Origin of the sequence: Natronosalvus caseinilyticus (genome assembly GCF_017357105.1) — an archaeon.
Classification (GTDB): domain Archaea; phylum Halobacteriota; class Halobacteria; order Halobacteriales; family Natrialbaceae; genus Natronosalvus; species Natronosalvus caseinilyticus.
The window spans coordinates 427,408-447,765 of the sequence record NZ_CP071596.1; the positions used below are offsets into that span (position 1 = coordinate 427,408).

20 protein-coding genes and 1 tRNA gene are annotated in these 20,358 nt (G+C 66.6%); 6 read left to right on the forward strand and 15 right to left on the reverse strand.

The window, feature by feature from the left end; all coding sequences use genetic code 11:
* Positions 1-13 precede the first annotated feature (13 nt).
* The 6 genes from J1N60_RS02100 to J1N60_RS02125 form a co-directional block, all read right to left on the reverse strand.
* Positions 14-1,378: an ABC transporter substrate-binding protein gene (locus J1N60_RS02100; RefSeq protein ID WP_312910304.1), complete on the reverse strand. Its 1,365-nt coding sequence runs from the start codon at positions 1,376-1,378 to the stop codon at positions 14-16.
* A gap of 237 nt (positions 1,379-1,615) precedes the next feature.
* Positions 1,616-1,688 (reverse strand) — tRNA-Pro (locus J1N60_RS02105).
* Positions 1,689-1,746: 58 nt separating this feature from the next.
* Positions 1,747-2,271, reverse strand: coding sequence for a P-loop nucleotide/nucleoside kinase family protein (locus J1N60_RS02110; RefSeq protein WP_343233345.1), 525 nt, complete (start codon positions 2,269-2,271; stop codon positions 1,747-1,749).
* A 97-nt stretch (positions 2,272-2,368) separates the two neighbouring features.
* Complete coding sequence (gene trmY / locus J1N60_RS02115) at positions 2,369-2,977, reverse strand: tRNA (pseudouridine(54)-N(1))-methyltransferase TrmY (RefSeq protein WP_312912640.1); 609 nt, start codon at positions 2,975-2,977, stop codon at positions 2,369-2,371.
* Between the two features lie 110 nt (positions 2,978-3,087).
* Complete coding sequence (locus J1N60_RS02120; RefSeq protein WP_312910305.1) at positions 3,088-3,966, reverse strand: homoserine kinase; 879 nt, start codon at positions 3,964-3,966, stop codon at positions 3,088-3,090.
* Between the two features lie 356 nt (positions 3,967-4,322).
* Complete coding sequence (locus tag J1N60_RS02125) at positions 4,323-5,645, reverse strand: MFS transporter (protein ID WP_312910306.1); 1,323 nt, start codon at positions 5,643-5,645, stop codon at positions 4,323-4,325.
* A 77-nt stretch (positions 5,646-5,722) separates the two neighbouring features.
* Here J1N60_RS02125 and J1N60_RS02130 point away from each other — a divergent pair, with 77 nt between their 5' ends.
* The gene (locus J1N60_RS02130) at positions 5,723-6,196 is read left to right on the forward strand and encodes a hypothetical protein (protein ID WP_312910307.1); all 474 of its coding nucleotides are present in this window, start codon (positions 5,723-5,725) and stop codon (positions 6,194-6,196) included.
* 40 nt (positions 6,197-6,236) lie between these two features.
* Positions 6,237-6,848 (forward strand): DUF1684 domain-containing protein, encoded by a 612-nt coding sequence (locus J1N60_RS02135; protein WP_312910309.1) that lies wholly within the window; start codon positions 6,237-6,239, stop codon positions 6,846-6,848.
* 60 nt (positions 6,849-6,908) lie between these two features.
* Here the strand turns inward: J1N60_RS02135 and J1N60_RS02140 are convergent, their stop codons facing one another.
* Positions 6,909-7,589, reverse strand: a complete 681-nt coding sequence (locus J1N60_RS02140; RefSeq protein ID WP_312910310.1) for a class I SAM-dependent methyltransferase — start codon at positions 7,587-7,589, stop codon at positions 6,909-6,911.
* A gap of 284 nt (positions 7,590-7,873) precedes the next feature.
* Between J1N60_RS02140 and J1N60_RS02145 the strand changes: the two genes are divergently transcribed.
* A complete protein-coding gene (locus J1N60_RS02145) occupies positions 7,874-8,452 on the forward strand; it encodes a DUF7090 family protein (protein WP_312910312.1) in 579 nt (192 codons plus the stop codon).
* A gap of 58 nt (positions 8,453-8,510) precedes the next feature.
* Here the strand turns inward: J1N60_RS02145 and J1N60_RS02150 are convergent, their stop codons facing one another.
* The 6 genes from J1N60_RS02150 to J1N60_RS02175 form a co-directional block, all read right to left on the reverse strand.
* Positions 8,511-9,302, reverse strand: coding sequence for a DUF7089 family protein (locus tag J1N60_RS02150; RefSeq protein ID WP_312910314.1), 792 nt, complete (start codon positions 9,300-9,302; stop codon positions 8,511-8,513).
* Between the two features lie 218 nt (positions 9,303-9,520).
* Entirely contained in the window at positions 9,521-10,837 is a 1,317-nt protein-coding gene (locus J1N60_RS02155) for an adenosylhomocysteinase (protein ID WP_312910315.1), read from the reverse strand.
* Positions 10,838-11,171: 334 nt separating this feature from the next.
* The gene (locus tag J1N60_RS02160; protein WP_312910317.1) at positions 11,172-11,993 is read right to left on the reverse strand and encodes a hypothetical protein; all 822 of its coding nucleotides are present in this window, start codon (positions 11,991-11,993) and stop codon (positions 11,172-11,174) included.
* Positions 11,994-12,180: 187 nt separating this feature from the next.
* On the reverse strand, positions 12,181-13,470 hold the full coding sequence (locus tag J1N60_RS02165; protein WP_312910319.1) for an amidohydrolase: 1,290 nt from the start codon (positions 13,468-13,470) through the stop codon (positions 12,181-12,183).
* Positions 13,471-13,496: 26 nt separating this feature from the next.
* Positions 13,497-14,648 (reverse strand): sensor histidine kinase, encoded by a 1,152-nt coding sequence (locus J1N60_RS02170; protein ID WP_312910320.1) that lies wholly within the window; start codon positions 14,646-14,648, stop codon positions 13,497-13,499.
* Positions 14,649-14,721: 73 nt separating this feature from the next.
* Positions 14,722-16,194, reverse strand: coding sequence for an ATPase domain-containing protein (locus J1N60_RS02175; protein ID WP_312910322.1), 1,473 nt, complete (start codon positions 16,192-16,194; stop codon positions 14,722-14,724).
* A gap of 307 nt (positions 16,195-16,501) precedes the next feature.
* Between J1N60_RS02175 and J1N60_RS02180 the strand changes: the two genes are divergently transcribed.
* Positions 16,502-17,329: a stage II sporulation protein M gene (locus J1N60_RS02180; protein WP_312910324.1), complete on the forward strand. Its 828-nt coding sequence runs from the start codon at positions 16,502-16,504 to the stop codon at positions 17,327-17,329.
* 61 nt (positions 17,330-17,390) lie between these two features.
* Here J1N60_RS02180 and J1N60_RS02185 read toward each other — a convergent pair whose 3' ends face one another.
* Both J1N60_RS02185 and J1N60_RS02190 read right to left on the reverse strand, forming a co-directional pair.
* A complete protein-coding gene (locus tag J1N60_RS02185) occupies positions 17,391-17,834 on the reverse strand; it encodes a hypothetical protein (protein ID WP_312910326.1) in 444 nt (147 codons plus the stop codon).
* 72 nt (positions 17,835-17,906) lie between these two features.
* Positions 17,907-18,365 (reverse strand): universal stress protein, encoded by a 459-nt coding sequence (locus J1N60_RS02190; RefSeq protein ID WP_312910328.1) that lies wholly within the window; start codon positions 18,363-18,365, stop codon positions 17,907-17,909.
* Between the two features lie 238 nt (positions 18,366-18,603).
* On the opposite strand from J1N60_RS02190, the gene J1N60_RS02195 reads away from it, so the two are divergent.
* Together J1N60_RS02195 and J1N60_RS02200 are read left to right on the forward strand one after the other, a co-directional pair.
* Complete coding sequence (locus J1N60_RS02195; RefSeq protein WP_312910330.1) at positions 18,604-19,074, forward strand: universal stress protein; 471 nt, start codon at positions 18,604-18,606, stop codon at positions 19,072-19,074.
* Between the two features lie 54 nt (positions 19,075-19,128).
* Complete coding sequence (locus tag J1N60_RS02200) at positions 19,129-20,352, forward strand: DHH family phosphoesterase (RefSeq protein ID WP_312910332.1); 1,224 nt, start codon at positions 19,129-19,131, stop codon at positions 20,350-20,352.
* Positions 20,353-20,358: the final 6 nt, after the last annotated feature.

Consider the following 20,358-nt stretch of genomic DNA (forward strand, 5'->3'; position numbering starts at 1 on the left):
GTTCTACGACTCGTCAGTACTCGTCGATCTCGTCCTGCAGGTCGTCGCCGCTGATAGTGAACTCCGTCTCGAAGCCGTCGGGCGTCACCCGCTCGACGACCACGTCCCCCCAGACGTTTCCGTGTTCGGTGAAATCACAGTCGGTCACGGCACCCTCGTAGTTGATTTTGTCGCCGTTGTCGAGCGCGTCCTTTCCCTCGGCGAACGTCGTCACGGTCGTTCCGTCGGGGCGAGACACCGCGCCGATACTCTGCTGAATAGCCTCGTGAGACGTCTCGCCAGCGTGGTGAATCGCCAGCGCGATGATGTTCGTCGCGTCGTAGGCCGCGACCGCCCAGGGGTGAAGTCCTTCGTCGCTCACCTCCTCGTAGCTCGAGAGGAACTGGTCGTAGTTCGGCCCCTCCGTACTGCCGGCGGCGATCCAGGCGCCTTCGGCCTGTTCGCCGACTTCGTCGATGAGGGAGTCGTCCCGGAGGCCGTCTTCCATCAGCAACTGCCCGCCGTAGCCGCCGTCCTCCCAGTTGCGGAGGATCGTGATCGCGTCCTCGAGGGCGAACGACAGCGCCCACGCGTCGAAGTCGTTGCTGAACAGTTCGTTCAACTGGCTCTGGTAGGACGACTGGCCCTCGTCAGCCGAGATGACCTCGACGATTTCGCCGCCGAGTTCCTCGTACCAGCTGGTGAACTGCCGCGTCCAGCCCTCCTCGCCGGCGCTCGTGGCGCTGAGGATGCCCATTCGTTCGACGCCGGCCTGGTCGATCATCGCCTCCGCGGCGCCTGCCGTGTGGACCGTGTCGCCGATGACGGTTCGCCAGAGCCACTCGTCGTCGTCCGTCTCGTCGGTTCCCTTGTCCCCGCCTCTGGTGTCGAGGTACGTCGAGCCCGGCCACGGCGTGATGATCGGGACTTGCTGTTCCTGGATGAACTCCCAGAGCGGTTCGATCTCGCTCGAGTACAGGCCGTTGATGGCGGCGACACCGTCGCTGTCGATGAACTGCCTGAGCACCTCGCGAGCCTGTTGGGGGTCGACCGTGGTGTCCTGGCGATTGACCTCGAACTCGGCATCGAGCGGCCCGCCAGCGTCGTTGATCTGCTGTACCGCCAGATCCGTCGCGTCGGAGGCTGCCGGTTGCAGGAAGTCCCACGTGCCGGTCAACGACCCCGGCTGTCCAACCACGACGGTGTCGGGCGACTCGCCGTTGCCGCCGTTGCTGTCGTTGTCGCCGTTACCCCCGTTACCACCGTTCCCGCCGTTGCCACCGTTCCCGTCGCCTTCGGTCCCGATACAGCCTGCCAGAGTGATTGTCGTCAGTGCACCCGTTCCAGTGACCTTCAGAAAGGTTCGGCGATCGGTCCCGACTGTTTCCTTGCGTGACATTCTTTCACACCCTCTCTGGTGCGTATCGATACCAGGCAAGCATAAAAGTATTGCTCAGAGTAATTCGCCCGACAGGACAGCGACCGCAGCGCCCGGGTCGGCGTTACCGTTCCTCGTCAGGCAGATCACCGACGGTGAGCGCGGGAGTTCGAACCTTCGCCTCGTCGTCGACTCCTGCACCTCGAGTACCTCGCGGCGCGCACGCGCCGCTCGGCGGTTTGACGTGCGGGAGTAGTATGGGCCGGCTCAGATTCGAACTGAGGTTACGGCCACCCGAAGGCCGAAGGATACCAAGCTACCCCACCGGCCCGCACTCGAGTCGAGGCCCGCCGACAGTTTAACGTTTGCGAATGGGTTGCGGAACCGACTCAGGAAACCCGTGCCTCGAGCGTCTCGCAGATCGCGGACAGCTGACGACGGGTCTCCGCCAGCGAACCGGAGTTGTCCACCCGGTGGTGGGGCTCCTCGGGTGGTTCGAACTCCGACTCGAGGAGTTCGTAGACGGCGAAGTCGGCGTCGCTTTCGTCGCCCTCACGTTCCGCGATGCGCGTGCGAACGACGGCCGTGTCACACTCGACGCGGACGAGTTCGAACCGGGCGTCGACGTCGTCGGCGACCGCCCGCGCTCGCTCGCGGAGCGGTTTCCGGCGGAAGGTCCCGTCGACGACCGCGACGCCGTCGCGCTCGAGCGCCCTGGCCGCGCGAGCGAGCGTCGCCTCGTAGGTCGCCTGCGTCTCCGTCTCGGTGTACTCCGGGTCGGAGAACCGATCCTTGCGTACGACGTCGGTGCGGACGAGGTCGGCCTCGAGCCGGGCCGCGAGGTCCGACGCGACGGTCGTTTTTCCGGTGCCGGGGAGCCCGCAGACGACGACGAGACGCTTCCGTTCGGACATTTCGGGTTCGATGAGTGAATGGGACGGTGGGGGTTTGGCCTTTGCGCTTCGATTCGGTTCGTGCGAGCGGGGCGTTCGCGACGACTCGTTCCGGACCTCAGACCCGCTCGTAGCCCTCGGTATCGAGGTAGTGGTGCGCGACGGTGATTGCCTGGTCAGCGTGGAGCAGCGTCGGCCCGAGTCGGAGCCGTCGGTCGGCCGCCTCGGCGAGCAGGTCGGCTTCCTCCTCGGTGAAGTCGTGATGATCCGAGAGGACGAAGGTGGGGTCGGCGAGCGATTGTGGATCGGCGTCGACGATAGAATCGCCGTCCTCGTGCAGTTGAACGATGGGGCCTCGAGCGTCCTCGGCGACCGCCTCGAGCGTCTCGGCGAACCCGCGTCGATAGAGTTCGACGCCGGGACTCGGCTCGGCGGGCAGCGCACCGATGGCCTCCTCGCGGTGCTCGAGGGCCGTCCGGACCAGCGCGGCGGTGCTTCGTTCGTCGGGGTTGAGGTTCCGGAGGTCGCGCCCGTCGAAGGTGATCGTGTAGGTGTCCTGGACGACGAGGTGGACCTGGACGTCGGTTCGGATGCCGTGTGAGGTGACGAACGAGGCGGTGATCGACCGGCAGAGGGCGTCGAGTCGGCCGGCGCCGCCGGCGAGGTCGTCGAGCGAGAAGTCGGCGTCGGTGGGGACGTCGTGGGCGATGAGGACGAACTGGCGCATGCGGATACTCGACACTCGAGGCGCCTCGCGTGTATGGGTATCGATCGCCAGGCTTCCCCGGTCGACAGGTTGTCTGGTCACATCAGGTCGGCAGGTTGCCGAACCTCGCCTCAGTCGTACAGCGTCGCACCCTGCCCCACCCGGGTCTGATAGGCACGACTCTCGACGCCCGCGTCGTCGAACGTCTCGAGCATCGCGTCGGCCACCGCCCGCTGGTCGCCGGCCCGACAGACCGCCAGCAGGGACGGGCCGGCGCCGCTGACCGTCACGCCCGTCGCGCCGGCCTCGAGGGCCGCCGCCCTGACGTCGTCGTAGCCGTCGATCAGGGCCGCTCGAGCGGGCGTGACCACAGGGTCGTCCATCCCCCGCCCGACGAGGTCGGGATCGTTGCGCGTCATCCCGATGGCGAGCGTCGCCGCGTTGCCCACGGTTTCGGTGACGGCCGCTCGCGACGTCGACGAGGGGACGACCTCGCGGGCGTCACGCGTCGAAACCACGGTTTCGGGGAGACAGGCGACCAGCGAGAGCGACGCGTCGACCTGCGTGATGCCGTTCTCGGTGACGACGGTGAACCCGCCCAGCAACGACGGGGCGACGTTGTCGGCGTGAGCCTCCCCGGAGACGAGCGCCTCACCTTCGGCGGCCGCCGAGACGAGGTCCGTTCGACTGTGTCCGAGGTCGTAGAGGGCGTTCAACGCGAGGGCGGCACCGGCGGCACTCGCGGCCGAGGAACCGAGCCCCGACGACGGGCGGACGCCCTTGTCGATGTGGATGTGGGCGGTCACCCCGAGCGCCTCCGCGACCGCCCCGACGGTGTTCGACTTCGGATCTTCCGGGATGTAGGTGCTGCCGGCGCCGGTGACGGAGATCGAGGTCTCCTCGGCGCACTCGACGCGCACGACGTCCGCGGGTGTCTCGAGTGCGAGGCCGAACACGTCGTAGCCACTGCCGAGGTTCGCGCTCGTCGCGGGCGCTCGCACGGTTCGCATGCCGTGTCGTACCCACAGCGGCGGCAAAAAGGTAGCGAAGCGCGCGATGATCGCCGCCCGGGCTGTGAGCCGGTCGGCACCTATCGGTGGCTACCGGTCCGGAGTCAGCCGGCACCTATCGGGAACTATCGGACCGCCTGAAAGCGGGTTCGCTCCGCCGCGAACCCACTAGCGTTGCTCGCCGAGTCGTCGAAAGTGGACGTGCAGAGAGAGTCCCGCGAGCCCGATCGCGATCAAGATGGCGTAGATCACGACCTCGAGTACGGCTGGGAGAGGGTCCATCACCAAACACTTGCGACCTGGGTGGTACAATCCCACGGCTGGATATGTGTACGCCTCAAGTCCCCCAGTCGGCGCTACCCGTCGGTCGGTTCGCCGCGTTCGTCCTGCTCGTCGATACGGTCGACCTCGAGCGTCTCCTCGACCTGCGTTACGACGAGTACCGCACCGACTGCAGCGATTGCGCCGCCGAAGAGAAACGGCACCCGAAAGCCGTAGCCGACGAGCGTCCCGGAGGCGAAGGGGCCGAGAGCGATGCCGAATCCGAAGGCCATCGTCAGCACCGACAGTTTCGTCCCGGACTCGCCCGCACCCGCGAGGTCGCCCGCCAGCGCGAGCGAGGGGGCGAACACCATCGCGCCGGCGACGCCCTGGGCCAGTCTGGCGAGGAACATCGTCTCGGGGGTGAACGCGTACCCCTGCACGATCGTCGTCGGAATCAACAGCACCATGCCGGCGACGATGAACGGTCGCCGCCCGAACCGGTCGCTGGCCCGGCCGATCGGCGTCTGGAGGAGGATCTGCGCGATCACGAAGCCGGCGAACTGGAGCCCGAACCAGGTCGATCCCTGCTCGAGGCGGGCGTTGATCTGGGGCTGAAGCGTCGCGAACAGGGCGATCGAGCCCGCGAGAAAGAGCGTCGCGACACCGAGGGTGAAGACCGGGTCGAGGAGGTGACGGCCCGATCGGTCGAGGGCGGCGATGGAGAGGTCCGACCCCGCGTCCGCCACCGTCGACTCGGGATCGGAGACCAGGACGGTGACCAGCAGGTAGCTCACCGCCGCGGTGACCGTCGCGACGTAGAAGGCCGCGTCGAACCCGTTGACGGCGACTCCGAGGCCGTTCGTCCCGGGGACCGATAGCGCGTACGGACCTGCACTGACGACCGCCCCGGCGGCGACTGGACCGGCGCCGAAACCGATCAGCCGAAAGGTGTTGTAGACGCCCATGTTGCCGCCTCGATCCCGCGTGGTCGCGAGTTCGTTCACGAGCGCGATCGACGTCGGGACGATGAAGGCGACGCTCACGCCCTGCAGGCCGCGAATCAGGAACAGCTGCGCGTACGTGTCGGCGAAGACGTACGCCAGGTTGGTCACGGCCAATCCGGCGAGGCCGACCAGGATGAAGGCCTTTCGCTTGCCCGTTCGGTCGGAGTACCGCCCGGTGAACGGCTGGGCGCTGCTGTTGAGAAAACCGTACAGCGAGAGGATCGTGCCGATGACGACGGCCTCCTCGAGGCCGAAGGCGTTCCCGCCGACCAGGTCGCTGCCGACGTACAGCGGGATGACGATGATCAGAAACGAGTTGCCGACACCGTCGGCCATCCGGGCGAACGCGAGCGCCATGACTCGCCGGTCGACGCGAAAGAGCGCGAGGAAGCGACCGACGATCGATAGCATGCCCCCACCTCCAAGGTACAGCCGAGTAATCGTTCCGGAACCGGGTTCGCTTTCTGGAATGGGGTGCTCTCGAGTCCGTGCTCATCTCGGGAGCGGTCGAGAACCAAAACGGCTACTCGCTGGCGGACGAATCCCCGCGTATGATCTCTCGAGAGAGTCGCGTCTTACTGGGGTCGATGGCGCTCGTCGCCGTCGTCATCCTCGGGCTGGACCTCGTGACGGACGCACTCGGATTGCCTCGCTGGTCGAGTCCGCTCTTTGGCTTCCTGGTGATCGTCGGACTCGGCGTCGCCGCGCCCCAACTGTACCTCGCGCGCACCGACGACGACCGATCCCCCCTCACCCGGCTACGTATCGTGGTCTTCCTGACCGTCGTCTTCGGGTTCCTGTTCGTGGGGGGTTCCCAGGGACTCGAGCGACTGGCGATCGTCGGCCTCACTGCCCTCACCGTCGTCGGCTGGTTCGGCTACGAGTTCCTGGTCGCGTATCGCGCCGCGAAGGAGGACCCCTCCCGCCTCCCCGACGTCGACGACGGGCCGGGGAGTCCCTGAGTACGGAAGGCATACCCGTCCGGCGGGCCAATCGGCGGCTATGACGACCGACGACCCTGACCCTGGCTCCGCGAGCGACCGCGGAGCCGCCACCGACGTCGACCGCGAGGAGTACCGCCGGGCGCTCGAGGAAAAACGCGCCGAGAAGGACCGATTCTTCGGCGATCACCCCCAGTCGCCGATCCCACCCGAAGACCGCGAGGGCTTCGACGGTCTCGCGTACTTCGAACCGGACCTCGAGTACCGGGTGACGGCGACGGTCGAGCTCGAGGCCGACCCCGTCGCGATGGAAACGACCGCGGGACGCGAAGTGCGATACCTCCGGGTCGCCACCCTCGCGTTCGACCTCGAGCGCGCGGATTCGGACCTCGCGGGGGGACGGTACGAACTCGCCGCCTACAGTCAGGACGGAAGCACCGACGAACTGTTCGTCCCGTTCCGGGACAAGACGACGGGACAGCAGAGTTACCGCGGCGGCCGGTACATGGAACTCGAGGTCGACGGCGACCTCGAGGACGGCCAGGACCTCGTCGTCGACTTCAACCTCGCGTACTCACCGTTCTGTGCGTTCAGCGAGACGTTCGACTGCCCGCTCCCGCCCGAGGAGAACTGGCTCGAGGTGGCGATTCCGGCGGGAGAGAAGGCGTACTGAGGGGCCAGGAGAAAGCATCCTGAGCAGCGAGGAAACCGTACTGAGCGGGAATCGAGAGCGTCAGGGCGCGACGCCCACCGTCAGGAGCGTCCCGTACTCCCGGTACCGTTCGACCATAGCCTCGCGCGTCTCCCAGTCGTCGGTGGGGAAGGCGCTCTCGTCCGGGATCTCGGTCTCGCGATCCGGAATCGAATCCTGCTCGGCGACGTACAACCCCGCCTCTTGGAAGGCCTCCCGGTACTGGTCGCGACTCCAGCGGGTCATCTCGACCGAGATGGTGTCCTGCCAGCCGTGTGAGTGGACGTTCTCCTCGTAGTAGTTGACGGCGCAGTAGAAGGTCCCGCCCGGGCGAAGCACCCGGGCGACTTCCGCGAGCGCCTCGTGGGGGTCGGCGGCGTAGTAGAACGCCTCCATCGTCCAGACGTGGTCGACGCTGTCGTCGGCGAACGGGAGAGAGCCGAAGTCGCCGACGACGTAGCCGACGCGCGAATCGTCGGTGTAGCTCGCGGCGTTGCGGGCCATCTCGGGCGCCCCGTCGAGCCCGTAGACGGCTCCAGCGTCGTTCGTCTCCCGGAGGGCGCGTCCGGCGTAGCCGCTGCCACACCCCAGGTCGAGTACTGTGTCGCCCGCTTCGACCGGCATCCGCGCGAGCGCGTGTTTCGCCGTGTGCCAGTGGCGCGCCTCCATCCCCTTATCGCGGCCGTCGGCCGCCCACTCGTCGAACTCCTCGCGAACGCTCATGCGCCTACTCGAGCGCGAGTGTGGGAAGAATTTTCGTTTCGCGACGGGCGCGAGGCGCGACCAACACGTTTTTTAGGACGGCCTAAAAAAGAACTGGTGGAGGGACCCAGTACAGCCGAACCCGTGGGCATCGGGTGCGCGTCGGCCGTCCATCGAAGCCCTCCGTTCTGTCCCATTTCGTCCAACGGAGACCACCGGGTACGTCGGACCGGTCGGAAGTCGGAAACCGACCGCCGACGCACATCCGCATCCTTAAGTCAATCCCGGAACTTGTTCACGCCAGTATGGAGTACGCGCTCGAAATCGAGGGGACGCCAGAGACCGTACCAGGGGGGACGGGGATTCTCCTCCTGCACCCGAGCACCGGCGAAACCGACCGCATCGACACCGACTTCCTGAAGACCGACACCGATTCGTTCCTCGTCATCTCGACGCGAACCACCGCTCGTGAGGTCACCCAGAAACTCGAGTACTACGACGTCGACGAGTCCCGCGCCGTCATCCTCGACACGCTGAGCATCGAGCGAGGCTACTCCCGGCGCTCGAGCGACGACGTCCACTACGTCGCCGCCCCCGACGACGTCGACGGCATCGTTCGCCAGGTCGAGCGCTTCCTCGAGGAAAACGACGGAAAGGTACGGCTGAGTTTCGACTCGGTTACCGAACTCGCCTACTACGCCGGCGAAGACGCCGCCCTCGAGACCGTCGAACGGCTGGTGGGATTGCTCGAGGAACACGACGCCGTCGGCCTGTTTCACCTCTCCGAGGAGGTCCACGACGCCGACGTCGTCGATCAGTTCCGAGAGCTGTTCGCCGGGATCGTCGACCTGGACGAGGACGGGACCGTCACGGCGGAGTTCTGAACGGCGGTTCGCGAGCGCGGGTCTGTATTCGAACTTCGAACACTCACAACTCGAGGAGTTACGCTCCCTCGAGCGCCGCGAACGTCTTCTCGGCCCACCGGACCGCGTAGGACGGGCCGTGGTCGCGGTAGGCGCTCGTGTCGAGGGCCGCGAACGGTGCCGGTAACTCGAGGCCGTGTTTGATCGCCGCACACGCGAGTTCCGTCGCGTCAGCGAGGTCCGTCTCGCCGCGGGCGACGGCCCCCGGAAGTTCGGCGACCCGCCCCTCGAGTCGCGTCCCGGCGTCTTTCCACGCCTCCGCCAGTTCGGGGTGGGTGTCCGCGTCCGTCCAGGACCGAAAGACCTCACGCGTTTGGAGCCCTGTCCAGCCGTCGTACAGCGCCGCGGCGATCTGGTAGGTGGCGTTGGGCTCGAGCGGGACGGCCGCGTCGAGGTCTCGATACGTCTCCTCGAAGAACCCCAGGAAGTGCTCGGGCACCTCGAGGCCGAGCTCGACGAGCGCCTCCGCGAGTAAAAAGTCCAGAAACGGTTCCGGAGTGCCCTGAACGCGGCTCTTGACCAGCACGACCGGCGGCCTGGTTTGGCGCGTCCAGACGATGCTCCCGTCGCCGGGCATCCCGATTGTGAAGTCGCGGCCGGCGTAGCGAGCGAGCAGTCGCGGGGCGTCCTCGGGGAGCCACTCGGCGGGGTAGGTCGACGGCTCGAGGGATTCGACCAGCAAGCCGAGGTCCTCCGCCTGGGCCGGCGGGAGCGTCTCGAAGTCCCTCCCTGCGTCAAGGACGAGTGCGTCGGGGACGTGTTCCTCGCGAACGGCGTCGACGGCCGGTGAGAGGCGGCGCTCCTCGAACATCGCGTTCACGCGGCGACGATCGACTGGGCGACGAACAGCAGCGCCAACAGGGTAGAGGCGGCGATCGTGGTGACGACGACCTTCGTTGCAGTGCTCATGGCGCCAACTCGGCGAGCGATTCGCTTAAAACCATCTGTCTGGTCTTCGATCCCGCTCGAGCAGCGACTCGAGCGTTCGGTCCGACGACCGATACATCGGCCGCCACCGGCAACGGGCGTCTATGTCCCGTGGTCCCACGAACCCATGTACTCGCGCTGGACGTCCGTCAGGTCGTCGAACGCGACGCCGTCGGCGGCGAGTTTGATCTCGGCGATCTCCCTGTCGAGTTCGTCCGGAACGTCGTGGACGCCCGGCCCGTACGCATCGCCGTTCTCGACCATCTCGCGGACGCAGGCAGCTTGGATGCCGAAGCTCTGGTCCATGACCTCGACCGGGTGGCCGAGCGCGATGGGGGCTGCGAGGTTGACCAGTCGTCCCTCTGCGATCACGTTCAGGCGGCGGCCGTCCGCGAGTTCGTAGGCCTGTACGCCGTCACGGGCCTCGTAGGTGTCGACGGCGAGGTCAGCGAGCCCATCGAGGTCGACCTCGATGTCGAAGTGGCCCGCGTTGGCCAGCAAGACGCCGTCCTGCATGACCTCGAAGTGCTCCTCGACGATGACGTCTCGGTTGCCCGTCGTCGTGAGGAAGACGTCGCCGACCTCGGCGGCCTCGGCCATCGGCATCACGTCGTAGCCCTCCATGTGGGCCTCGAGTGCCCGGCGGGGCTCGACTTCGGTGACGATCACGTTCGCGTTCTGGCCGGCGGCCTTCTTCGCGACGCCCTTCCCGCAGTAGCCGTAGCCGGCCACGACGACGTTCTTGCCGGCCCAGGAGAGGTTCGTGGTCATCGCGATGGACGCGAGGGAGGACTCGCCGGTGCCGTGGACGTTATCGAACAGCCGCTTCATCGGCGTGTCGTTGACCGCGAAGACGGGATACTCGAGCGCGCCGTCTTCGTCCATTGCGCGCAGGCGGTGAACGCCCGTGGTCGTCTCCTCGGCGCCGCCGACGATGCCGTCGATGAGTTCGGGGTAGTCTTCGTGGACGGCCGCGACGAGGTCCATCCCGTCGTCGACGGTGATCGTCGGCTCGAGGTCGAGGGTCGCGTGGATCGCGTCGTAGTATTCGTCGCCGTCGACGCCGCGTTTCGCGTAGCTCGTAATGTGCTCGTGGGTGTCGAGCGCCGCGCTCACGTCGTCGTGGGTCGACAGGGGATTACAGCCGGTGATGGCGATTTCGGCGCCGCCGTCGGCCAGCACCTCGACGAGGTTCGCCGTCTTGGCCTCGACGTGCATCGCCATCGCGATGCGCTCGCCCTCGAGGGGTCGGTCGGCCTCGAACTCCTCCCGGAGCGCGGTGAGGATCGGCATGTGCTGGGCGGCCCAGTCCATCTTGCGACGGCCCTCCTTGCGCGCGGACTCGAGGTCCTGGACGTCCGAGTCGGGGTCCGCGGCGGCGGCCGATAGCTGGTCGCTGATCGGTGGATAGTCGGTCATGTTCCGATAGAGACGGAGGGCGCTCAAAACCCTACCGAAGGCGGGTCGGGTTGCGAGGGAGTCGGCGTTTCGACGGCGTAATCGGACCTCGAACGACGACGAGTCCGAAGAAACCTGTCGGTTTGGGTGTGGAGTAGACGGCTCGAGGAGGTCGCAATTCGCGGGGGAGTTCAGAGCAGGGTATCCGGCGAGGAGCGTAGTGGGTGCCTCTGACAGCGACCGCGTCCGGTACGCTCCCCCAGCAGCGCGTTCGACCCGAAGCCGGTTGGGGGGGTTAGTCCGGGTTCGGGTGCTGGTTCGGGCTCGATTCGGGTTCGATCGTGGTAGAGCGGGGTTAGCTGTCGTCGCCGTCCTCGTCTTCGTCTACGTCTTCGCCGTCGTCACTGTCTTCATCGTCATTGTCGTCGTCTTCGTCAGCTTCGTCGATCCCGTCAACTTCTTCCCCATCGTCGTCCGCATCGCTGTCAGGACCCGCGTGGGCTGGCGGGCCGCGCTTGTCGTCTTCGTCTCTGTCCGGCGAGCCGCGACGGTCGTCATCAGCGTCATCGCCTTCGTCGTCGGCGTCACCATCGTCGTCTGCATCGCCGTCAGGACCCGCGTGGGCTGGCGGGCCGCGCTCGTCGTCGCTCGGTGGACCGGCGTGATCCGGGGCGTTCCCGGGGTTGTTCTGGACGACGAAGTTCGCGACGGCGATTCCGAACGGACCGTCCGTGTCGTTACGGTTTTCCTCGATGAACTGCGAGACGAGGGCACCGAAGGAGTCAGCCGACTCGTCGTCGTCACCGTCTTCGTCGTCGGCCGCCTCGAGCGTCACGCTCGTGGTGGCCGTCACGTTGTCGGCGGACGCCGTGAGATCGACGGAGACGTTCTCCTCGGGGGTCGGCAACGCGACGGTCCCGTTCTCGTCGGCCGTGTACGTTCCGTTACCCGCGTAGGAGTCGTTCTCGTCACTCGGGGCGACCTCGAGCGTGGCGTTGTCGGCTGCCGTTCCGTTTCGTTCGATCGTCACGACGACGTCGTCGGTCTGGTCGACGTCGATCGTGAGCAGCGATTCAGTCGTGTCCTCGCTGGCCATGGCCGCCGCACCGAGCGGGGCCAGCACCGAGAGGATCATCGCCGCAGCCAGTACCGCTGCGGTGAGTGTGTAGCGTCTCATCCCGGCTGGACCACCCTCGAGAGTACTGATAAACCCCGTCAGCAGTTCGGATCCGTTGATGGTCGTTTTAGCCGTCCGAGAATCGTTTATAGCGTTTATAGAATAAGCTGAGTGTTCAACGTACGTTCACGACTAGGACGGACCTGGGCCGACCGTTCGTTCCGTTGAACAGTACGACCGACCCCGGTCAGGCCACCCGCTCGAGGACGGCCGCAGCGTGCTCGGTCGCTCGTCGTCGAACGGCGGCCTCGTCGAGCGTCTGGACGACCCGGTCGCGCATCAGCACCTGCCCGTCACAGACCGTGTGACGGACGTCGTTCGCGGCGGCCGCGTACGTCAGGTGGCTCACGAGGTCGTGACGGGGCGTCAGGTGGGGCGCCTCGAGGTCGATCACGGCGAGGTCGGCCGCGCCCCCGACCTCGAGGCGGCCACTCTCGAGACCGATGGCGTCGGCGCTCCCCCGGGTGAGCATCTCGACGACAGCCTCGGCGGGGACCGCGCTGGCGTCGTTCGCGGCGAGTTTGCCGAGCATCGCGGCGTCGCGGGCCTCGTCGAGCATCGAGAGGTCGTTGTTCGAGGCGGCGCCGTCCGTTCCGAGGCCGACCGTGGCCCCCGCGTCGAGGAGTTCCTGGACCGGCGCCATGCCACTGGCGAGTTTCATGTTCGACGCCGGGCAGTGGATCACGCCGGTCCCGGTCTCGGCGAGCAACTCGATCTCGCGCTCGTTCAGGTGAACGCCGTGGGCGACGAAGTCCTCGGACTCGAGCATCCCGACGTCGTCCGCGTACTCGAGCGGGCGAACGCCCTGTTCCTCGACGATGGGGTGGACCTCGTCGGTGGTCTCGTTCGCGTGGTAGTGAATCGGGACGTCCGCGGAACGGGCCTTCGGGATGAATTCCTCGAGAATCTCCTGAGAGACGGTCGTCAGCGAGTGGGGCATGAACGCCGTCGAGATGCGGCCGTCGGCCGCGCCGTCGAACTCCCGGGCCACGTCGAGGCTCTCCTGGGCGTCCGCTCGCGCGTCGGCTTCGTCCTTGCCGACGGTGACGATGCCGTGGCCGAGTCGCGCCCGGAGGCCGGCCTCCTCGACCGCGGCGGCGACCTCGGGCATCTCGAAGTACATGTCGGCGAAGCCGGTGACGCCGCCCTTGATGAACTCGAGCAACCCTAGCTCGGTGCCTGCCCGGACGTCCTCGGCGGAGAGGGCGGCCTCGGCGGGCCAGATGTCCTCCTGCAGCCAGGCGTCGAGGGGTTTGTCGTCGGCGTACCCCCGCAGGAGCGTCATCGCGACGTGGGTGTGGCCGTTCACGAAGCCCGGCGTCACCAGACAGTCGGTCGCCTCGAGCGTCTCGTCGGCCGTGAGACCTTCGCCGATCTCGAGGATCTCGCCGGTCGATTGATCGATCAGTACGTCCGCGCGGTCGACGGTTCCATCGGGGCGGAGGCAGTCCCCGCCGACGATTGCCAGCGTGGTCATTACGCGACGTTTCGGTGGGGGAGGTGTTAATCTGCCGTCTCCGATTTCGACGCCGCCTCGCTCTCCGCCGATTCGTCGGCCAGCGGAAGCGTGAACACGAACGTCGACCCCTCCCCAGGATCGGACTCGACCCAGATACGCCCGTCGTGGCGGTCGACGATGCGCTTACACAGCGCCAGTCCGATCCCCGTCCCCGGATGTTCGTCGCGGGTATGCAGTCGCTCGAACACGTCGAAAATCCGATTCTGGTTCTCCGGGCTGATCCCGAGTCCGTCGTCCGTCACGCTCACCCGGCACCGCTCTCCGTCCCGTTCCGCGTCGATACGAACGGTCGGCGACTCCTCGTCGGTGTACTCCAGGGCGTTGCTCAACAGGTTCTGGAAGAGCTGTCGGAGTTGCTCGGCGTCGCCACGAACCGTCGGAAGCGAGCCGACCGTGAGCTCCGCCTGTGACGCTCCGATCTTCATCCGCAGGTCCGAACGCACGTTCTCGACGACCGTCTCGAGGTCCACCGGGTCGAACGACCCCGACTCGGTGTCGACCCGCGAGTACTCGAGGAGCGCCTTGATCATCCGATGCATGCGTTCGGCGCCGTCGACGGCGAACGCGAGGAACTCCTCGGCGTCCTCGTCGAGGTCGTCGCCGTATCGATTCTCGAGCAACTGGAGGTAACTCGAGACCATCCGCAGGGGTTCTTGCAGGTCGTGACTGGCGGCGTAAGCGAACTGCTCGAGTGCGCGGTTGGACTCCTCGAGTCGGGTGACGTTGTGCATCAACTCGAGGGACTGCTGACGGCGGGCGAGCAAGGAGTTGAGCTGTCGAACCAGCGGCTCGCGTTCGATCGGCGCGGTGACGATCTCGTCGACCAGGAGCGAGCCGTCGTTCTCGTCCGGGTCGGGGAGGACGATCCGGGGGTTCGTCCGTTCCCGCCGAACGAGGACGACTGGACAGAACGCCGGATCGCTCTCCTCGACGCGCTCCTCGAGGGCCGCGTGGTAGTCGGGAAACGAGAAGTCGTCGACCAGATAGGCGTCGGCCTCGACGACCGACTCGTCGGTGACGACCTCGTAACGGTCCTCGAGCAGGCGCCGGACGGCGGCTCGATTCCGCTCCTGGGAGATCAGGAGCTGAACGCGGCTTTCGGACCGTCGTCGCTCGACGCGGTTCGAGTCACTCATTGGTCAGGGGTATCGGTTGGAGGGGCATCGATCGACTCGAGCGTCGGTGGTCGTCGATCGACTCGAGTGCCGGTCACTCATCCTGTGCGAGGTCGCGAATGTCGCTCATGCGTGGGTTGCCCTGGAGCACGCCGTGGAGTCCCGACAGGGGGTCACCGACCCGGATACCGTCGTCGGTGATCTCGAACTCACGGAGACTGTGCTCGAACCCGCCGGTTCGTTTCTTCAGGACGCCGATGACCTTCCGCAGTCGACCGTCCAGCTCGACGTAGCTCATGAACGTGAGGTTGTCAGCCAGGTAGCTGATGTTCGGGCTCGTCGCCGTCGAGATGCCGGTGATTTCGGAGATCTCGTTCGTGAAGATGACCGTCACGCCCTCGTTCTTGAGGTAGCGAGTCAGGCCGTGAAGTTTTCGAATCAGTTCCGACTCCTCGCCCTGAACCGAAATCGTGTAGCCGTCGATGCCGTCGATGAACACGACGTCGGTTCCCTGGGTTTCGACCTGTTCGATGATCCGGTGGGCGAACTCCTCGTTCGAGAGCGTCAGCGGTTCGACCTGCTCGATCGTGAGCGTCCCAGATTCGCGCAGCTCGTCGATGGGAAACCCGATCGACCTCGTTCGATGGCAGTAGGTCTCGAGGCCCTCCTCGAAGAGGTAGGCCGCACACGTCATCCCCTCCTCGATCGCCTGGACCATGAACTGCGTGCCGAGGGTCGTCTTTCCGACGCCGGAGGGGCCGCTGATGAACGTGACCGTCCGTTGCTCGAATCCGCCCTCGAGCAGGTCGTCGAGTTCGCCGACTCCCGACCGAAGCGGGGTCGGGTCGAACGTCGTCTCTTCGTGCACGGGAACGACGTCCGGGTAGACCTCGATCCCGTTCTGCCGAATCTCGAGGCCGTGTTCTCCCTCCATCTGTCCGAGCGCGCGGTGTTTCGCGGGGGTGATGCGTCGTCCATCGACTCCGCGAGTGAGTTCGATGATCCCGTCGCTCAGCGAACGAACTTCGGCGTCGGACTTCTCGTCGTAGGCCGTGGGCGCCGTGGCGACGACCGTGATGTCGCGCTGTTTGAGGAACCGCATGAACGCGAGCATCCGCTTGCGGAACTGATAGCCACTCGACTCGACGTACCGGAGCTGGGTGATCGGGTCGAGGACGACGCGCGTCGGATCGATCTCCTTGATCGCGTCGTGAACGTCGCGGGTGTACTGCTCCTGTTCGAGGTCGCTCGGGTGGACCAGGTCGTAGGCCTCGTCCTGGGTGAAGAAGTCTGATTCGGGCCCCAGGTCGAGGAACTCGGCATCGCTGACGTCGATTCCGACGGCCAGCCCGTTCGAGACGATTTCCTCCTGGGACTCCTCGCCGTGGATACAGAGCACGGTCTCTCCCTCCCCGAGTCCCGCCTCGAGGAAGTGCATACCGAGAAGCGTCTTCCCCGTTCCCGGTTCACCCTGGACGAGATACATACGGCCACGGACGAGTCCGCCGTTCAGAAGAGTATCGAGGCCATCAATTCCCGATCGGATCGTAGAGATGGATGCCGACATAGACGGCGAGACACTACGGGAGGGGTGAGATAAAAGCTGAGTACTCCGTAGCCTGAAAATCGCAACAGACGACGATTGTCACCGGTATTCGGTACAATCGGTCGGGAATCGGTGCAATATAACGGACCGCCACCATCGGCCGAGCCACCGTCGACCGTCCGATGGCGAACTCGAGTCCGGGTATCGCCGCCCACCCGGTTTAGCCACCCCCTCCCCCCCCCACCCAACCCCACCTCCTCAGTCCAATGTCGCCCACCCTCGCTGTCGTGGTCGGCGGATTTATCGCTTTGCTAACCGAACGTGGCATATGGCGACACGTTCGCGACCGGCGACGGACTCGAGACGGAGTCGACGGACACTCGTACTCGTGCTCGCGCTGGCGGCCCTGTCGCTCCTGACCGCGCTGTATCTCCTGATCACGGAATCGTCGGTTCGCCCGGCCGTTGGCGCGTCACTCCTGGCGGGCGGGTTCGCCGCGTTCGCTGCCGTCGACCGGCTGAGCGAGCGGCGAGTGCTCGCGTCCCTCGAGGCCGCGTGGCGCGAGCACCGACCCTACGTCGGCTTCGCTGCCGCGACCTTCGCCGTCGGTATCCTCCTGGGCGTTCTCCTCTACGCGCTCGGGGTCGACCTGCTCGAGTTCGTGCTCGAGGCCCTCGGGGAGGAGTTTACAGGAGAGGAACTCGAGCCCGGTGGCGAACCGGGGTCCGGAGGCGCGTCGATCGAACTGACGGCTGGACTGTTCGTCGTCAACAACTCGGGCCCCTACGTGCTCGCCATTCTCGGCGCCGTCTCGCTCGGGGCGTTCACGCTCCTCATCATGGTTTTCAACGGCATCCTCATCGGTAATCTCGGTGCCGGCCTCGGCGGCCAGATGGGGTACGCCGAGTTCGTCGCCCTGCTCGTCCCCCACGGCGTGTTCGAACTCACGGCGCTCTTCGTCGCCGCCGGCATCGGCTTCCGACTCGTCCACCGCTTCGGTCAGCGCCTTCGCGGAAGCCGTGACTCGTTTCTCACGAAGCGGTACCTCTATCGGACCGGGCTCCTGACGTGCTTCGGCTGGTTCCTGCTGGTGCTGGCGGCGTTCGTCGAGGCGTACGTGACCATCACCATTGTCGAGGCGCTCTTCGAGATCTGATCGGCTATCGACGGGACGGAGTCGGGGGAGACGGCGTCAGCTATCGATACAGCCGAACCGATCAGTCTCGAGGCGAATCGTCCACCGGCACCTCCCTGTCGTACGTCGTCACCGGCACGACCACCGAGCCCGGCGGCGCGTCGGTCACCGTCGCCGCCACCGTCGTCTCCTCGAGGTCGGTGTCCGACTCGAGCATCTCGAAACCGTCGTCCGTCTCGACGGCGACCGCGACGTCGGTCGGACTGGCCCCCGGCGGTAGTTCCGAGGGGTCGTACGGGAGTTCGACGCGGCAGGCCACGAGCCCCTCGACCTCGTCGACGGCGTACAGTTCGACGGGGTCGCCCAGCGCGCCTGGCGGGACCTCGACGTCGGATTCAGCCTCGACGATCTCGACGGCGTCGGGGACCGAGGAGGCGACCAGTTCGAGACGCGCGGATGTTCCGGGAGCAGTCCGCTCGAGCGTCCGTTCGGTGATATCCTGTGGATCGTAGCCGGGAATGGGCATGGGCTATCGTTCGAGCGTCATCGCCGTAGTTCCTCGGCGTGCTATCGCGTGGTCGGCCGTCCGCGACCGTGGTCAGACAGACAACACCGGCTGGCTCGCGTACGAGAGAACGTACTCGGCGGCCTTCTCGAGGACCTCCGTCGGCGCGTCGGTCACGGACTCGCGCGGGAGCACGATGAAGTCGGCGTCGACGGCTTCGGCGGCGTCGAGGACGACACTTCCGGGGTGGCGCGTCTTGATCGACGGCGAGAAGCCGTGCGCCGTCGACGTCGAGAACTTGACGTCGTAGGCGTCGGTCACGCCCGCAACCTCCTCGAGGAAGCCCTGGGTGTTCTCGGCGACGTCGGTCTCGGAGACGACGCCCGAATCCATGCCGTGAACGACCTCCCGGCCGAGGACGAACAGGACGTGGACGGTCGCGTCGTATCGGTCGGCGATGGCGACGGCGTACTCGACGGCGGTGGCGGAGTCCTCGCTGCCGTCGACCGGGGCGAGCACGGTGTCGACGGTGAGCGGATCGCTGACGTCCATACGGCCAGTGGGCGTGCCGGTGGCAAAAAACCAACCGTCTCCACGCTCGGGCGGGCGTCCGTCGGCCGGGGTGTCGAGACGCGCCCACGGTCACCGGATATCAAGATGCGCCGTCCATCTCGGAAATATCGAGACGCGCCGTTCGCTCGAGGCATCAGTTCTGACCGATCGGTTCCGACTGACACCGCACCAGCGACGTTCGAATGCGTTTATAGGTCCGGAGGGGAAACGTACGACCATGTTCGACACGGTCGTCGTCGCGACGGACGGGTCCGAGAGCGTCGAGCGCGCCGTCGAGGTCGGTATCGACCTCGCCGCCCGATTCGGCGCCGACGTACACGCCCTCTCGGTCGTCGACGCCAGCGAAGTCGACGCCTCGCCCGAACAGCTCCGCGAGGAGTTCCGAACCGCCCTCGAGACCCACGCCGAAGGCGCTCTCTCGAGCGTTCGCGACGAGGCCGGTCCCGGAATCACGACCGCAGTCCGGGAGGGTCGTCCGGCCCCCGAGGTCGTCGCGTACGCGCGCGAACAGGACGCGGACCTGATCGTCACCGGCACGCGCGGTCGCCATGGGGAGAACCGCCTCCTGCTGGGGAGCGTCGCCGAGCGCGTCGTCCGCACGTCGCCGATTCCGGTCCTGACGGTCAGACAACTCCCCGACGCGGAAGGCGAGGAGACGGCCGCCGGGAGCAGTCAGGCGACGACCTGACCGGACTCGAGCGACATCCGGCGGTTACTTCCCTCTCGCCCCCACAGCAGGAGTATGGACGCCGATCTCATCTCGAGTTCCGATCTCCCACTGGCTCGCAAATCCGTACTCCCGGGCACCGGCTTCTTCCTACCCGACGACGTCGAGGACGGCCTCGAGGAGCAGAAAGCACGGGCCGCCCTCGAGGGTGCCGACGTCGCCGTCGTCGCGGACCCGGACGCCGACGGGCTGGCCTGCGTGGCCATGATTCGCGAGGCGTACGACGACGTGCAGGTGGTTCCGGAGCCGCCGACGGACGACCAGGACGAGGAAGACGGTGCCGGGGTTGGTGAAGACCTTGAGCCCGATGCCGACCCCCTCGAGGAACCCGAACCGACTCCCCACCGCGTCGCCCTGCTCCCCGCGAGCCCCCACAACGTCGAGGAGGCCCTCGAGCGCGTCGCCGCCTACGCCGACCCCGGCATCGACTGCTACGTTTGCGACCTCTGCCCGGATCGTTACGAGTACGTCGAGGACGAACTCGCAGCGCTGCTCGAGGTCGCCGGCGACGTCTCGTGGTTCGACCACCACCAGTGGGACGACGCCGTCGCCTCGGCGGTTCGCGAGGCGGGCGTCGACCTCGTCGTCGGCGACTCCGAGGAGGAGTGTACCGCCGACGTGACCCTCCGGTCGCTCGCCTACGACTTCGACGACAAGTACGAGACCCTCGCGGCGGTCACTCGCGACCACGACCTCTGGCTCCGCGAGGACCCGCGAAGCGACGACCTGGCCGACTACGCCTACTGGACGAACCCCGCGGAGTACGTCGAGGTCGTCAGGGAGTACGGCGTCGACTTCCCCGCGTGGGTGCGCGAGTTCATCACCGAGCGCCGCGTCGAGAAGGAGGCCCTAATCGAGCAGGCAGTTGGCCGCGCGAAGTTCCACGACGTCGGCGGCTACACCGTCGGCGTCACCTACGGCCGCTGTTCGCAAAACGAAGTCGCCGAGGCCATGCGCGAGGAAGGCGCCGACGCCTCCGTCGTCGTCAAACCCGCCGGGTCGGCCTCGATTCGCGGCACCGACGAATTCGACCGCTGCCACGAGGTCGCGGGACGGGTCAACGGCGGCGGCCACCCGAAAGCCGCGGGCTGTAAGCCCGACATCTACGACGACATGCTCGATTACGCCCACCACTGGACGACCCGCGGTGCGGTCACGAAGCAGGTCATCCTCGAGGCGTTCGAGGACGTCGTCGAGAGTTCGAGTGCGGAGACCGCAGAGACGGAACTCGAGGAGTGAGACGAC

Coding starts and splice junctions, on each gene's coding strand:
- J1N60_RS02175 (WP_312910322.1), bottom strand. CDS start 16,194: ATGTCGGCATCCATCTCTACGATCCGATCGGGAATTGATGGCCTCGAT.
- trmY (WP_312912640.1), bottom strand. CDS start 2,977: ATGCGCCAGTTCGTCCTCATCGCCCACGACGTCCCCACCGACGCCGAC.
- J1N60_RS02195 (WP_312910330.1), top strand. CDS start 18,604: ATGTTCGACACGGTCGTCGTCGCGACGGACGGGTCCGAGAGCGTCGAG.
- J1N60_RS02185 (WP_312910326.1), bottom strand. CDS start 17,834: ATGCCCATTCCCGGCTACGATCCACAGGATATCACCGAACGGACGCTC.
- J1N60_RS02150 (WP_312910314.1), bottom strand. CDS start 9,302: ATGTTCGAGGAGCGCCGCCTCTCACCGGCCGTCGACGCCGTTCGCGAG.
- J1N60_RS02180 (WP_312910324.1), top strand. CDS start 16,502: ATGGCGACACGTTCGCGACCGGCGACGGACTCGAGACGGAGTCGACGG.
- J1N60_RS02160 (WP_312910317.1), bottom strand. CDS start 11,993: ATGAGACGCTACACACTCACCGCAGCGGTACTGGCTGCGGCGATGATC.
- J1N60_RS02135 (WP_312910309.1), top strand. CDS start 6,237: ATGACGACCGACGACCCTGACCCTGGCTCCGCGAGCGACCGCGGAGCC.
- J1N60_RS02155 (WP_312910315.1), bottom strand. CDS start 10,837: ATGACCGACTATCCACCGATCAGCGACCAGCTATCGGCCGCCGCCGCG.
- J1N60_RS02120 (WP_312910305.1), bottom strand. CDS start 3,966: ATGCGAACCGTGCGAGCGCCCGCGACGAGCGCGAACCTCGGCAGTGGC.
- J1N60_RS02110 (WP_343233345.1), bottom strand. CDS start 2,271: ATGTCCGAACGGAAGCGTCTCGTCGTCGTCTGCGGGCTCCCCGGCACC.
- J1N60_RS02165 (WP_312910319.1), bottom strand. CDS start 13,470: ATGACCACGCTGGCAATCGTCGGCGGGGACTGCCTCCGCCCCGATGGA.
- J1N60_RS02125 (WP_312910306.1), bottom strand. CDS start 5,645: ATGCTATCGATCGTCGGTCGCTTCCTCGCGCTCTTTCGCGTCGACCGG.
- J1N60_RS02140 (WP_312910310.1), bottom strand. CDS start 7,589: ATGAGCGTTCGCGAGGAGTTCGACGAGTGGGCGGCCGACGGCCGCGAT.
- J1N60_RS02145 (WP_312910312.1), top strand. CDS start 7,874: ATGGAGTACGCGCTCGAAATCGAGGGGACGCCAGAGACCGTACCAGGG.
- J1N60_RS02200 (WP_312910332.1), top strand. CDS start 19,129: ATGGACGCCGATCTCATCTCGAGTTCCGATCTCCCACTGGCTCGCAAA.
- J1N60_RS02100 (WP_312910304.1), bottom strand. CDS start 1,378: ATGTCACGCAAGGAAACAGTCGGGACCGATCGCCGAACCTTTCTGAAG.
- J1N60_RS02170 (WP_312910320.1), bottom strand. CDS start 14,648: ATGAGTGACTCGAACCGCGTCGAGCGACGACGGTCCGAAAGCCGCGTT.
- J1N60_RS02190 (WP_312910328.1), bottom strand. CDS start 18,365: ATGGACGTCAGCGATCCGCTCACCGTCGACACCGTGCTCGCCCCGGTC.